This is a genomic window from Pseudomonas pseudonitroreducens, assembly GCF_021603645.1.
GTDB lineage: Bacteria > Pseudomonadota > Gammaproteobacteria > Pseudomonadales > Pseudomonadaceae > Pseudomonas > Pseudomonas pseudonitroreducens.
In genome coordinates this window covers 418,307-430,866 of the sequence record NZ_BQHJ01000001.1, presented here as the reverse complement: position 1 = coordinate 430,866, position 12,560 = coordinate 418,307, and the positions used below count along the sequence as shown (strand labels likewise).

At 64.2% G+C, this 12,560-nt stretch carries 10 protein-coding genes; 4 read left to right on the top strand and 6 right to left on the bottom strand.

Features of this window, described 5'->3' with window-relative positions; translation table 11 throughout:
• Positions 1-26: 26 nt before the first annotated feature.
• Positions 27-2,210: a bifunctional 23S rRNA (guanine(2069)-N(7))-methyltransferase RlmK/23S rRNA (guanine(2445)-N(2))-methyltransferase RlmL gene (rlmKL, locus tag L6D89_RS01975; protein ID WP_236170938.1), complete on the bottom strand. Its 2,184-nt coding sequence runs from the start codon at positions 2,208-2,210 to the stop codon at positions 27-29.
• Between the two features lie 495 nt (positions 2,211-2,705).
• Here rlmKL and rmf point away from each other — a divergent pair, with 495 nt between their 5' ends.
• Positions 2,706-2,924 (top strand): ribosome modulation factor, encoded by a 219-nt coding sequence (gene rmf, locus L6D89_RS01970; RefSeq protein ID WP_081519407.1) that lies wholly within the window; start codon positions 2,706-2,708, stop codon positions 2,922-2,924.
• Positions 2,925-3,027: 103 nt separating this feature from the next.
• On the opposite strand, the gene L6D89_RS01965 is transcribed toward rmf, so the two are convergent.
• Together L6D89_RS01965 and L6D89_RS01960 are read right to left on the bottom strand one after the other, a co-directional pair.
• A complete protein-coding gene (locus L6D89_RS01965; protein WP_236170939.1) occupies positions 3,028-4,053 on the bottom strand; it encodes a quinone-dependent dihydroorotate dehydrogenase in 1,026 nt (341 codons plus the stop codon).
• A 53-nt stretch (positions 4,054-4,106) separates the two neighbouring features.
• The gene (locus L6D89_RS01960) at positions 4,107-4,328 is read right to left on the bottom strand and encodes a DUF2835 domain-containing protein (protein WP_236198579.1); all 222 of its coding nucleotides are present in this window, start codon (positions 4,326-4,328) and stop codon (positions 4,107-4,109) included.
• Between the two features lie 149 nt (positions 4,329-4,477).
• Between L6D89_RS01960 and L6D89_RS01955 the strand changes: the two genes are divergently transcribed.
• Entirely contained in the window at positions 4,478-5,359 is an 882-nt protein-coding gene (locus L6D89_RS01955) for a DUF6685 family protein (RefSeq protein ID WP_236170941.1), read from the top strand.
• Between the two features lie 6 nt (positions 5,360-5,365).
• Here the strand turns inward: L6D89_RS01955 and L6D89_RS01950 are convergent, their stop codons facing one another.
• A complete protein-coding gene (locus tag L6D89_RS01950; protein ID WP_236170942.1) occupies positions 5,366-5,776 on the bottom strand; it encodes a helix-turn-helix transcriptional regulator in 411 nt (136 codons plus the stop codon).
• 124 nt (positions 5,777-5,900) lie between these two features.
• On the opposite strand from L6D89_RS01950, the gene L6D89_RS01945 reads away from it, so the two are divergent.
• Complete coding sequence (locus L6D89_RS01945; RefSeq protein ID WP_236170943.1) at positions 5,901-6,113, top strand: helix-turn-helix domain-containing protein; 213 nt, start codon at positions 5,901-5,903, stop codon at positions 6,111-6,113.
• Here the strand turns inward: L6D89_RS01945 and L6D89_RS01940 are convergent.
• Positions 6,104-6,634, bottom strand: a complete 531-nt coding sequence (locus tag L6D89_RS01940; protein WP_236170944.1) for a hypothetical protein — start codon at positions 6,632-6,634, stop codon at positions 6,104-6,106. The genes L6D89_RS01945 and L6D89_RS01940 overlap by 10 nt on opposite strands.
• 202 nt (positions 6,635-6,836) lie before the next feature.
• Between L6D89_RS01940 and L6D89_RS01935 the strand changes: the two genes are divergently transcribed.
• On the top strand, positions 6,837-7,052 hold the full coding sequence (locus L6D89_RS01935) for a hypothetical protein (RefSeq protein WP_138525895.1): 216 nt from the start codon (positions 6,837-6,839) through the stop codon (positions 7,050-7,052).
• A 486-nt stretch (positions 7,053-7,538) separates the two neighbouring features.
• On the opposite strand, the gene L6D89_RS01930 is transcribed toward L6D89_RS01935, so the two are convergent.
• Positions 7,539-12,401, bottom strand: a complete 4,863-nt coding sequence (locus L6D89_RS01930; protein ID WP_236198578.1) for an NAD-glutamate dehydrogenase — start codon at positions 12,399-12,401, stop codon at positions 7,539-7,541.
• Positions 12,402-12,560 lie beyond the last annotated feature (159 nt).

The following is a 12,560-nucleotide window of genomic DNA, read 5'->3' as shown; positions in this document are numbered from 1 at the left end:
CGGCCCTTGCCGTGCGCCGCCCGGGTTCAGCGCACGGTGATGCGCCAGGCGCGGTGGATCTTGCTGTTGCGGGCGAAGTCCTGGTCCAGCGTCTGGGCGCTGATTTCCTCGACCTGGTAACGCGTCGCCAGCCCTTCATCCAGCTCGAACTTGCGGAAGTTGTTGGAGAAGTACAGCACCCCACCCCTGGCCAGGCGCGCCATGGCCAGGTCGATCAGCTCGACATGATCGCGCTGAACGTCGAACACGCCTTCCATGCGCTTGGAGTTGGAGAAGGTCGGCGGGTCGATGAACACCAGGTCATATTCGCCGCGGTCCTCGCGCAGCCACTCCATCACGTCGCTCTGCACCAGGCGTTGCTTGTCGGAGAAGCCGTTGAGCGACAGGTTGCGCCGCGCCCAGTCCAGGTAGGTCTTGGACAAGTCGACGCTGGTGGTGCTACGCGCATCGCCCTTGGCCGCATGCACGGTTGCCGTGGCGGTGTAGCAGAACAGGTTGAGGAAGCGCTTGCCGGCAGCCTCGCGCTGAATGCGCAGGCGCATCGGGCGGTGGTCGAGGAACAGGCCGGTGTCGAGGTAGTCGGTGAGGTTGACCAGCAGCTTCACGCCGCCCTCTTCGACTTCCATGAAACGGCCTTCGGCGTTCTGCCGTTCGTACTGCTTCTTGCCGGTCTGGCGCTCGCGCCGCTTGATCACGATGCGCTCGGTGGGAATGCCCAGCGCCTGCGGTAACGCGGCGAGTGCATCGAGCAGGCGGGTCTGGGCCTTCTCCGGGTCGATGGACTTGGGCGCGGCATATTCCTGCACGTGCGCCCAGTCACGATAAAGGTCCACGGCCAGGGCGTACTCGGGCATGTCGGCGTCATACACCCGGTAGCACTCGATCTTTTCCTTGCGCGCCCACTTGCCGAGCGCCTTGACGTTCTTCTGCAGCCGGTTGGCGAACATCTGCCCGCCTTCGCTCAGGCGCGCCTGCTCGATCACGGCGGCACCCTGGGTCGGCGACGACTCACTGCGGTCACCGCGGTCACCGGTGACAAACTGGCGTGGATCGATGTCCAGCATGATCAGCTTGCAGGGCAGTGCGCCGTTGAAGAAGGCGTACTGCTTGTGGCTGCGGATGCCCATGCGCTTACCCAGCTCCGGCGCGCCAGTGAACACGCCGGCGCTCCAGCCCAGGCAGCTCTGGCGCAGGCGCTCGCCCAGGTGCTGGTAGAGATACAGCAGGCTGGCTTCGTCACCCAGACGCTCGCCGTAGGGCGGGTTGCAGATGATCAGGCCCTTCTGGCCCTTGTCCGGACGCGGCTCGAAAGTGGCCAACTCGCCCTGGTAGATCTTCACCCACTCGGCCAGGCCGGAGCGCTCGATGTTGTTGCGCGCAGGCTGGATCAGGCGCGGGTCGGCTTCATAACCGCGAATCCACAGTGGCGTCTTCGCCAGGCCTGTTTCAGCGCGCTGCTGGGCTTCCTCGATAAGCTTCTTCCAGATTGCCGGCACGTGACCCAGCCAGTTGCTGAAGCCCCAGCGCTCGCGCTTGAGGTTAGGTGCAACGTCGGCGGCGATCAGGCCGGCCTCGATAAGGAAGGTACCGACGCCACACATGGGGTCGGACAGCGCGCCGCCTTCAGCGGCGATCTTCGGCCAACCGGCACGGATCAGCACGGCAGCCGCCAGGTTCTCCTTCAGCGGCGCAGCGCCCTGCTGCAAACGGTAGCCACGCTGGTGCAGGCTGTGGCCGGAGAGGTCCAGCGACAGCACGGCCTGACCACGGTCCAGGTGCAGGTGCACGCGGATATCCGGGTTGACCTTGTCCACGGTCGGCCGCTTGCCGAACTCGGCGCGCAGGTTGTCGACGATGGCGTCCTTCACCTTCAGCGCGCCGAAGTGGGTGTTGTCGATGCCCGAACCCTTGCCGCTGAATTCCACCGCCAGGCTACCGCCGGCATCCAGGTGGTCGCCCCAGGACACGGCATTGACGCCCAGGTAAAGATCTTCGGCGTTGCTCACCGGGAAGCGCGACAGCACCAGCAGCACACGGTTGGCCAGGCGCGACCAGAGGCACAGGCGGTAGGCCGTCTCCAGGTCGCCCTTGCCGCGAATGGCCGAAACCTGGGCGCGCGCATCGGTCAGCCCGAGTGCCTGGGCTTCCTCCAGCAACAGGCCATCGAGCCCTTTCGGGCAGGTAAGGAAGAGATCGTGCAAATCCGCCATGCAAATAATTCCCGGGCCGCAGCCCTTTCAGCAAAGCCGCTTACGGCCTTGTCGGCCACCTTTTGTTCATTCGCGTTGTCATTCGCGTGAACTCAAAGGTGACCCGTGTATTCATTTTCAGGGATGGACCCGCGTCCCGGCCTGCGGCCTCGCGTCGCAGAAGGTCATCCCACTCGTCGGAACGAGAGAAAGTCGCATCTAGATACACTTTCCCCTTGATCCTCGCCAAGCTCCCGCCCCTGGCGGGTTAAGCCGTACTGGCATTTTGCAACCCGGACAAACCTTATGGCTTGAACCCATAAGAGTTACGTCCTTATGACAAATTGGTCATTCACAGCCCCGGAACCTTTCGATAGAACTCGGGGTAATCCTTCACCGCAACGGTGTCGGGCGGGGCGCGTCACGCCGGCAATGCGCCCCATTGGCGGAATTTTCCGCCCGGCCTCCCTGGGGGGCCAACGGGACATAACAGTCAACAAGTGAGGGCAACACCCTATGAGAAGACTTAAGCGTGATCCGTTGGAAAGAGCCTTTTTGCGCGGTTATCAGCACGGCATTACTGGAAAATCTCGCGACCTCTGTCCGTTTACCCATCCCACTACCCGGCAATCCTGGCTCAACGGCTGGCGTGAGGGCCGCGGCGACAACTGGGATGGTTTGACCGGCGCCGCCGGTATTCAACGAGTGAACCAATTGCAGCACGCAACAGGCTGAATCCAGGGTCACCCACGACTTCCCCAAGCCGCCCCATCCGGGCGGAAAAGGGCGCAAGCCCAAGGGCTCCGAAAGGAGCCCTACTTATTTCTGCTACCTGTACTTATGCCCGCTTGGCCGCCGCAATGGCGTCCACTGCTTCGCGGATCAGCGCCGGGCCCTTGTAGATGAACCCGGAATAGATCTGTACCAGGCTCGCACCTGCGGCGATCTTCTCCGCTGCGTGCGCGCCCTCGGTGATGCCGCCGGCGGCGATGATCGGCAGGCGACCGCCCAGCTCAGCAGCCAGCACCTTGACGATATGCGTACTCTTCTCGCGCACCGGAGCGCCGGACAGGCCGCCAGCCTCGTTGCCGAATGGCAGGTGCTCGACGCCTTCGCGGCCCAGGGTGGTGTTGGTGGCGATTACTGCATCCATGCCCGATTCGATCAGCGCAGCCGCGACCATCGCGGTTTCCTCGTCGCTCATGTCCGGGGCAATCTTGATCGCCAGCGGCACTCGGCGGCCATGCTGCACCGCCAGGTCTTCCTGGCGCTGGCGCAGTGCTTCGAGCAACTGCTTGAGCGAATCGCCGAACTGCAGGCTGCGCAGGCCGGGGGTATTCGGCGAGCTGACGTTGACGGTGACATAGCTGGCGTGGGCGTAGACCTTGTCCAGGCAGATCAGGTAGTCATCCACCGCGCGCTCGACCGGGGTATCGAAGTTCTTGCCGATGTTGATCCCCAGCACGCCCTTGTACTTCGCCGCCTTGACCCGCTCGATCAGGTGATCGACACCGTGGTTGTTGAAGCCCATGCGGTTGATGATCGCGGTGGCCTGCGGCAGGCGGAAGATGCGCGGCTTGGGATTGCCCGGCTGCGGACGCGGGGTGACGGTACCGATTTCGACGAAGCCGAAGCCAAGCTGGGCAAAACCGTCGATGGCGTCGCCGTTCTTGTCCAGGCCGGCGGCCAGCCCCACGGGGTTGGCGAACTCAAGGCCCATCACCGTCACCGGCAGGCTCTTCGGAGCCTGCGTCAGCAAGCCGTTGAGGCCCAGACGACCACCGGCACCAATCAGGTCGATGGACAATTCATGGGAGGTTTCCGGGGAGAGCTTGAACAGGAGCTCGCGGGCCAGGCTGTACATGGTCGGGCATCGGTCGGCAAAATGGGGCGCTATTATAGCCAGCCCGCCCTCGCTCAGGCGAGGCGACGCAGCGCCAGCAGCCGCCCGGAATCATCGAATTCCAGCTCGAAACTGCCGTGAACTCCACAGTGAGTGACGAATGGACGCAGATGATGCGCCGGCAGATTGACTCGCCGACCATCGCGACTGACCACTTCGACCCGGTTGGCATGCCCGCGATAGAGGGCCTGCAGCCGATCCACCGGCAGGGAAATATCCAGCACAACGCAAGCCATGGAGGCCTCCAGCAAGTGAAGGAAAGAATTTTGCCACAACGCATGCGCCCAATGGCGCCAGGGTTTTCTATGCTTAGGGCAATTCGCCGCGCATCGGGCCCGGCGCTTCCTGCACTGACCAGCCGGCCATCGGGAGTCTTGCGTCGTCCATGAGTCAACCACCTCGCCCCCGCAGCGTGACCAGCCGGTTGGCCGCCCTTGCCCAGCGCCTGGGCATCGGCAGCGCCGACGGGAAGAACGTCGCCGAGCGAAGCCGGAGCCTCTCGCTACCCTTCGAGCCCCTGCCCGACTGGCCCGCCGGCCTCGGCTGGCAGTCCGGGCCGCCACTCCATCGACTGATCGATCTGCCTCGTGGTGCGCTGTCTGGCCCCGTGCAGGAAGACAAGGCCCGTATTCACGCCGTGCTCAAGCGGCTGGTAGCCAGCCACCGCGAGGAGCATCCCGCCGTCGACGTGCGCAGTATCGATGGCCTGTGCTGCCGCGGCCTGCTCGACAGCCCGCTGGCAGGGCTGGAGGAACTCTCCAATTGCGAGCAGTGCCGCAAGGTGAGGATCATCAGCTACAACGACTTCACCAAGGTGCTGGGCGTGGCCCTGCCCGGGTTCGAGCGCAAGGCGCAATTGCAGTTGCGCAGCGCCGGCTGGCATGGCACGCGGTTGTTCTGGGACGACGACAACCACCCCTGCGAACTGGCCAATGCGGTGGTCTATGCTCGCCGCCGCGGGCTGGAGATCATCCTGCCGGCGAGCATCCAGCGCTTCGAGCTGCAAGCTGCCGCGCTGGATGAACTCGAGCGCGACTTCCACATGCTGGCCATGCCGGCCAAGGCCTGGAGCGATGCCGCCTTCATGGCGCTGCTGCTGGAAACCGGCATGCCCTACGCGCGCTTCGCCCTGTTCAACTCGGAAACCCCGGAGAGCCTGCTGCTGCCCAGGGACCATCCACAGTCGGATGCCTTCGGCCGCGGCCTTCGGGAAGCCGGCGCAGCGGACGTCGTCGGCTATCTGCGCCACGTCGGCAAGGCGGACTGAGGCGTACTACTCCTCGGGGATATCCTCGCGGAGTTGCCGCTCTTCCTCGTCCAGGCTATCCAGCACCGCGTGGTGCCGGGCCTGCCACTCTTCCAGTGTCAGGCCGAGCGTCGCCAGCAACTGCGGGTTGCTCCTGACCAGGTAGACCGCCGCGCGCTGGGCCGAATCCTCGACCTTCCAGCTCACCTCAGCCGGGTCCAGTGGCCCTTCATAGGTGATCCAGCGGCTGAAATCCGGGTATACGCTGCAAACCTTCTGGAAATCGAGGTCACGCATACGCTGATTGCCGTACTCGATGTTCTCCACGTCCTTGGCCTTCATACCAACCACTTCAGCGAAGGCGCGGCGCGACAAGCCTGTCAACGAACGCAGTGCGCGTAGTCTTTCTCCTGCAGTGAACAGGAAACGTTTCTTCATCATGCGTCATCCATCTCCGAGACTGCCAAAGCCCGGAAAAACACCCCAATAACTAGGATAAATTCGCTGTCCATGCCGAAGCAGAAACCATGGATCAGAGATGCTGGATGGTGCGGGAGACGACATGAATGAGGAAAGTGGATTCGACCCGGACCTGGTCACGGGCGGCTATTACGTGACGCCGCAGCGCTTTGCACAGCTGATCGGCCTGAGTGACCGTCAGGCCATTGTGCAGCGCTGGATCGAGCGGGGTGACGTCCCCAGCCTGCGCATTGGCGGCCAGCTCCTGGTGGACCTGGGCGCCCTGCTGCTGATGGCCCAGCCGGATCAGTCCTGATCCGCTTGCTGGGCGGCCTGCAATGCCGGCACGGCGGGAATGCCGATATCCACGCAGAGTGCCAGGACACGCTCGAGGTCGTTGCGATAGACCAGCACGCACTGCAATTCGGTATCCAGCGGCTCACTGAAGTCCACCAGCACATAGCCACCCTTCTCCGGGTACAGCGCGCCGAGCTGGGTCTGGATGCGGTTCAGCGCAGCCAAGGGCTCTGCCTTGCGCAGTTGCTTGGCCTGCAGCACGAAGCTCACGCTCGGGTCGAAGGAAGCACGAATCTCGCCGAACAGCTCCTCGTAGCTGTCGCCCATGAACAGCACGATTTCCGGCAGGCTGCCCACCACTACCCATTCGCCCAGCGGGATGGGGAAGTCGTCGTCGTAGTTGATATCCGCATTGGCGGCGAGGAAGGCTGCCGGATCGGCATAGGCCTGCGAGGCCTCGCCGGCGATCTGCTGGATCTCGTCCTCCCCCAGGCAGCCGGAGCTGATCAACGTAAGGAGTTCGACGAGTTGCGCTTTCATTGGGGGGAGTCCTGAAGAGAAGTGAACAGCCAGGAAGGATATCTGGATTAGCGGAAAAACGCCGTAGTTGGGGAACCTTCTGACAGACCGATCGGTCGGAAGTCGCCAGAAGCGATAACCACTATTGAACGGGATGATTTCTGCTCGCCTCGAGCGGTTGATAGCCTGACAACCATCCCGAACCAGCCTGCGTGTGAGAACCATGAACCGTGCCCTTGCCCTCCTCTCCCTGACCCTGCCCCTGTGGCTGGTGGGCTGTGCCAGCCAGCCGGCGCCGCAGCATGAGCCCTACAGCGATGAGCAAGTGAAGTCCTTCGCGCTGAAGATGCTGGGCGCCAGCAACATGTCCGACGAGTTGTACGCCAAGTACCGCCGGGCGCTCACCGAGCCGCGCGAGGATGGGCGGAGCGGGAGCTGATTTCAGCTCGGCGCCGTTTCTGATTACCTCCGCGAGACGCTCTTGCAGGCCGGCCCTGCCTCCTGCTCTTCTGATCGGGAGTGCCTGCGCTGCCTTGGCGCAGGTGCAGAGCCCGTCCTTCTTCCTTGCGGGTGGCCTCGCAACCTAGGCGATGGCCTCGCCACTCCGTCCGCTTTCTGCTCCGCGAAAAGTCCTTTCGGTTACTCAGGCTTCTGAACAGGGTGCTTCGACACACTCCGCGGATTTTCTGGAAGCCTTTGGTAGCCGAATCCCTATGAAACGTTCGCGAGCAAGCTCGCTCCTACAGCCCAGCCAAACATCGGAGCGCTCTTCGTAGGAGCGAGCTTGCTCGCGAACATGCCCCGCCGCCGCACTAGCAGGCCCGCAAATCCAAGCAAAAAAAGCCCCCGACCACTGGATCACCGCCGAAAAAAAGCCCCGCACTTGGCGGGGCTGGAGCATCAAAAGGTCAATCAGGCGTGAGCATCACACGGGGCAAACGCCCTGCTGGTTGCTCTGCGCCAGGTCAAGCAGCTCGCGATTGGCCACGGCGTACATGGCGTAGTCGGTGCTGGTGGAGGCGCGCAGGTCGGTGAGCATGGCGCGCCAGCGAGCCACCATCGGGGCGTGCTGCTCCAGCCAGAGCGCTACGCGCGCGTCGATCTCCGCCGGGCCATCCTGCATCTGCAGCACGGAGACGGTGATCGCCCGCTGCTGCCAGTCCAGGTCGTCGCGGAAGGCCTCGCGAGCCAGTGCCTGCCAATTGTTCTCCACCGGCAGGGAGCTGATCTGCTGCAGGTACCAGGTCAACTCCAGCTCGCTGCCCAGGGCAAAGTAGGCACGTGCCACGTCGGCCGGGTCACGGCCGGTGACGTCCGCCGCTTCGACGATCGGCAGCAGGGTATAGAGGTGGCTGGTGCCGGCCACCATGCGCGCCAGCAGTTCCGGTACGCCAGCGTCGACGTAGGCCTGGTAGCGCGCCTGCCACAGTTCGCGGGTCGGCCCTTCGAGCAGTTCGTTGAGCTTCAGGCCAAGGGCGGCGATGCGCGGACCGAAATGCGCCACGTCACGCGCGGCGTCCTGCTCGTTACGGCGGCTGCGCAGGAACCAGCGCGTCGCGCGGCGGCCAAGGCGCATCAGCTCGTCCATCAGCGTCAGTTGCACTTCCGCCGGCACCTGGTAGTCCAGCGCCTCGATCTGGCGGAACCAGTGCGGCAGGTGGAACACATCACGCACGATCACGTAGGCACCCGCCACGTTCGCCGGCGTCATGCCGGTGGACTCCTTCAGGCGCTGCACGAAGGTAATGCCCATGTGGTTGATCAGGTCGTTGGCGATCTGCGTGCTGACGATCTCGCGCTTCAGGCGGTGCCGTCGCATGGCCGGACCGAAGGTATCGACCAGGGTCTGCGGGAAGGCCGTTTCCATGTCGCGGGTCAGGTAGTCATCGTCCGGTACCAGCGAGCCCAGCAGTTGTTCCTTCAGATCGATCTTGCTGTAGGAAATCAGCACGGCCAGCTCGGCGCGTGTGAGCCCCTGGCCGGCGGCGATGCGTTCGGCAATCCCTTCGTCGCTGGGCAGGAACTCCAGCGCGCGATCCAGCTTGCCACGGCCTTCCAGGTCACTCATCAGGCGCTTGTATTCGGCGATGCGCTCGCGGGCGCGGCGCTCCGCCAGGGACAGTGCCTGGGTCTGCTTGTAGTTGTTGCCCAGCACCAGGTCGGACACCTGGTCGGTCATTTCCGCCAGCAGCTTGTTGCGCTGCTTGCTGGTCATGTCCCCGGCGGTCACCACCTCGTTGAGCAGGATCTTGATGTTCACCTCGTGGTCGGAGCAATCCACACCACCGGCGTTGTCGATGAAGTCGGTGTTGCACGCGCCGCCATTGAGGCCGAACTCGACCCGCGCCAACTGCGTCATGCCGAGGTTGCCGCCCTCGCCCACCACCTTCACCCGCAGTTCGCGACCGTCGACGCGCAGGCCGTCGTTGGCCTTGTCGCCGACGTCGGCGTGGGTTTCGTCGCTGGACTTGACGTAGGTGCCGATGCCGCCATTCCACAGCAGGTCCACCGGCGCCTTGAGCAGCGCGTGGATCAGCTCGGTGGGAGTCAGGCGTTCGGCGTCGATGTCGAAGCGCGCGCGCACTTCCGGGGTCAGGGTGATGCTCTTGGCGCTGCGCAGGAAGATGCCGCCGCCGGCGGAGATCAGCGAGGCGTCATAGTCGGCCCAGCTGGAGCGCGGCAGGTTGAACAGGCGCTGGCGCTCGGCGAAGCTCGCCGCCGCATCCGGGTTGGGGTCGAGGAAGATGTGCAGGTGGTTGAACGCCGCGACCATCTGCAGCTTGTCCGACATCAGCAGGCCGTTGCCGAACACGTCGCCAGCCATGTCACCGATGCCGATGACGGTCACGTTGTCCTTCTGCACGTCAATACCGCGCTCGCGGAAGTGACGCTGTACCGACACCCAGCCGCCACGGGCAGTGATGCCCATGCCCTTGTGGTCGTAGCCGGCGGAACCACCGGAGGCGAAGGCGTCGCCGAGCCAGAAGTTGTAGTCGGCGGAGATGCCGTTGGCGATGTCGGAGAAGGTCGCGGTGCCCTTGTCCGCCGCCACCACCAGGTAGGGATCGTCCGGATCGTGGCGCACCACGTTGGCCGGCGGCACGATCTGGCCTTCCTTGATGTTGTCGGTGATGTCCAGCAGCCCGGAGATGAAGATGCGGTAGCAGGCGATGGCCTCGGCCTGGATTTCATCACGCGTGCCACCCAGCGGCAGCCGGCGCGGGATGAAGCCGCCCTTGGCACCAGTCGGCACGATTACCGCGTTCTTCACCTGCTGCGCCTTCACCAGGCCCAGCACTTCGGTGCGGTAGTCTTCCTCGCGGTCGGACCAGCGCAAGCCACCACGGGCCACGTCGCCGAAGCGCAGGTGCACGCCTTCCACGCGCGGGCAGTAGACGAAGATTTCGAATTTCGGCGTGGGCCGCGGGATTTCCGGGATGGCCTTGGGATTGAACTTGAAGCTGAAGTAGCTCTTGTTCTGCCCGCTCGCGTCCGGCTGGTAGAAGTTGGTGCGCAGGGTGGCCTTGATCAGGTCCAGGTAGCGCCGCAGGATGCGGTCCTCGTTGAGTACCTGGACGTTGTCCAGCGCCGCGAGAATCGCCTGTTCCAGCTTCTGCTGCTTGTCTTCCAGGTCCTCGGCGGTGAGCTTGCGGGCCAGGTAGAAACGGGTCTTGAACAACCGCACCAGTTCGCGGGCGATGTCCACGTGGGCGTTCAGCGCGCTGGCGATGTAACCCAGGTCGAAGCCCAGGCGGATCTGCTTGAGGTAGCGCGCGTAGGCACGCAGCAGCGCCACGTCGCGCCAGGGCAGGCCGGCGGTCAGCACCAGACGGTTGAAGGCATCGTTCTCGGCATCGCCGTTGACGATGTGGACGAAGGCGTCCTGCAGGGTTTCGTTGAGTTCCTGGATGTTGACGTCCAGGCCCTCGGCGTAGGTGAAGGCGAAGTCGTGGATCCAGTACTCGCGGCCATTGGTGTGGCGCAGGCGGTAGGGGAACTCGCCGAGCACGCGCAGGCCGAGGTTCTCCAGGATCGGCAGGACGTCCGACAGCGCCAGCGGCGTGTCGGCGTGGTAGAGCTTGCAGTGCAACTGCTGCTCACCCTGGGCCAGCGGCTGATAGAAGCTCATCACCAGCGGGCGGCTGTCGCCCAGGCTGGACAGGTGCTGCAGGTCCACCACGGCGAAGTGCGGGGCGAAGCGCTCGCGGTAGCCAGCCGGGAAGCCCTTGGGGAAGTCTTCCAGCAGGTTGTTGCCCTGCCCTTCGCCGAAGTTCTCCAGCACCAGCGCGGCGTAGTCGTCCTGCCAGGAGCGGCAGGCCTGGATGGCTTCCTGCTCCAGCTGGGCGGCATCGACGTCGATGCGCACTTTCGGGTCGACGCGCAGGATGAACTGCACGCGGGCCAGGGTGGATTCGGAGAAGAAGGTCCAGAACTCGCAGTCGCTGGCCTTCAGGCGCTCCATCAGCACCTGCTGGATCTTCATCCGCGTTTCGGTGGAATAGATGTCGCGCGGCACGTAGGCCAGGCAGTAGGCGAAGCGGCCGTACGGGTCCTTGCGCAGGAACAGGCGGATCTTGTTGCGCTCCTGGATCTGCACGATGGACATGGCGGTGGCGTAGAGCTCATCCACCGGGGTCTGGAACAGGTCGTCACGCGGCAGGACCTCGAGAATCTGCGCGAGCTCCTTGCCCAGGTGTGCCTTGCTGTCGAAGCCGGAGTTCTTCAGCACAGCGGCGACCTTGCCGCGAATGAACGGGATGTCGAACACGCTCTCGGCATACACCGCCGAGGTGTACAGGCCGAGGAAGCGGAACTCGCGGACCACCTTGCCCTTGGCGTCGATCTCGCGGATCGATACGTAGTCCGGGTAGGCCGGGCGGTGCACGCGGCTGGGCTGGGAGGCCTTGGCGAAGGACAGCAGCACCGGCTCGCGCAGGTAGGCCACCGCGTAGTCCTCGATGTGCAGGTCGTCCTTGTTCAGGCCGGCGCGCAGCAGTTTGGTCAGCCCGAGGAAGGCCTTGTCGTCGTACACCAGGTGGCCGCCGTCGGCCTCGTCGTGCACGGTGAATTCCTCATAGCCGAGGAAGGTGAAGTGGTTAGCCAACAACCATTCGAGGAAGGCGCGCACTTCGGCGGTCTCTTCCGCGCGGGCCTTGGCCTTGGACTTGCCCAGCCAGGCCAGCAGCTCCTCAGCCTTGCTGCGCATGGCGGGGAAGTCGGCGACCGCCAGGCGCACTTCGCCGAGCACTTCCAGCAGGGCCTTTTCCAGGGTGCGCAGTTCACCGGCCTGGGACACACGATCGATCTCCAGGTACATCAGCGATTCCTGGTGCACGTCCTTGCCGGTGCTGTTCTTGGGCAGGATCTCCAGCAACTCGCCCTTGGCATTGCGCCGCACGCTGAGCACGTTGGTCTGCAAGGTGTGGATGCTGTAGCCGCGGCGATTCAGCTCCATGCGCACCGAGTCGACCAGGAACGGCTGGTCCGGGTGCAGCACCTGCACGGCGGTGTGGGTCGACTGCCAGCCGTGCTTTTCATAGTCGGGGTTGTACACCGCCACTTCGGGCTGGGCGGGGTCGAAGCGTTCCAGCAGGCGCCAGGAAGACAAGGTGCAACCGACCAGGTCGGACAACCTGCGCTGGGTCAATTCGTCGAGTGAGATGAAGCCGAAGAACTGCTCGGCGAACAGGGCCACTTGTGGCAGACCCTTGTCGTCGACGTGCTGCGCCAGGGCCGCTTTCAGTTGTTGCTGGAAGTCGGCTTTGCTGGCTGCGGTGAAGAACGCCATGTTGGTACTCCGCTGGGCTCGAATTATTGGATTGAGCGTAGAACGCATATCGTCTTGTGTCGGGCCACAGGTATAGCCGGGCAGTGTGACCCTCGATTGACAGCCCCGACCGGGCGGTCACCGATCCCTCCGAGCTTATCGGGACTGGGCCGCCGCTGG

Bases quoted from the DNA above. Each gene is read 5' to 3' on its own strand.
- rlmKL (WP_236170938.1), bottom strand. From the start codon at position 2,210: ATGGCGGATTTGCACGATCTCTTCCTTACCTGCCCGAAAGGGCTCGAT.
- rmf (WP_081519407.1), top strand. From the start codon at position 2,706: ATGAGAAGACTTAAGCGTGATCCGTTGGAAAGAGCCTTTTTGCGCGGT.
- L6D89_RS01965 (WP_236170939.1), bottom strand. From the start codon at position 4,053: ATGTACAGCCTGGCCCGCGAGCTCCTGTTCAAGCTCTCCCCGGAAACC.
- L6D89_RS01960 (WP_236198579.1), bottom strand. From the start codon at position 4,328: ATGGCTTGCGTTGTGCTGGATATTTCCCTGCCGGTGGATCGGCTGCAG.
- L6D89_RS01955 (WP_236170941.1), top strand. From the start codon at position 4,478: ATGAGTCAACCACCTCGCCCCCGCAGCGTGACCAGCCGGTTGGCCGCC.
- L6D89_RS01950 (WP_236170942.1), bottom strand. From the start codon at position 5,776: ATGAAGAAACGTTTCCTGTTCACTGCAGGAGAAAGACTACGCGCACTG.
- L6D89_RS01945 (WP_236170943.1), top strand. From the start codon at position 5,901: ATGAATGAGGAAAGTGGATTCGACCCGGACCTGGTCACGGGCGGCTAT.
- L6D89_RS01940 (WP_236170944.1), bottom strand. From the start codon at position 6,634: ATGAAAGCGCAACTCGTCGAACTCCTTACGTTGATCAGCTCCGGCTGC.
- L6D89_RS01935 (WP_138525895.1), top strand. From the start codon at position 6,837: ATGAACCGTGCCCTTGCCCTCCTCTCCCTGACCCTGCCCCTGTGGCTG.
- L6D89_RS01930 (WP_236198578.1), bottom strand. From the start codon at position 12,401: ATGGCGTTCTTCACCGCAGCCAGCAAAGCCGACTTCCAGCAACAACTG.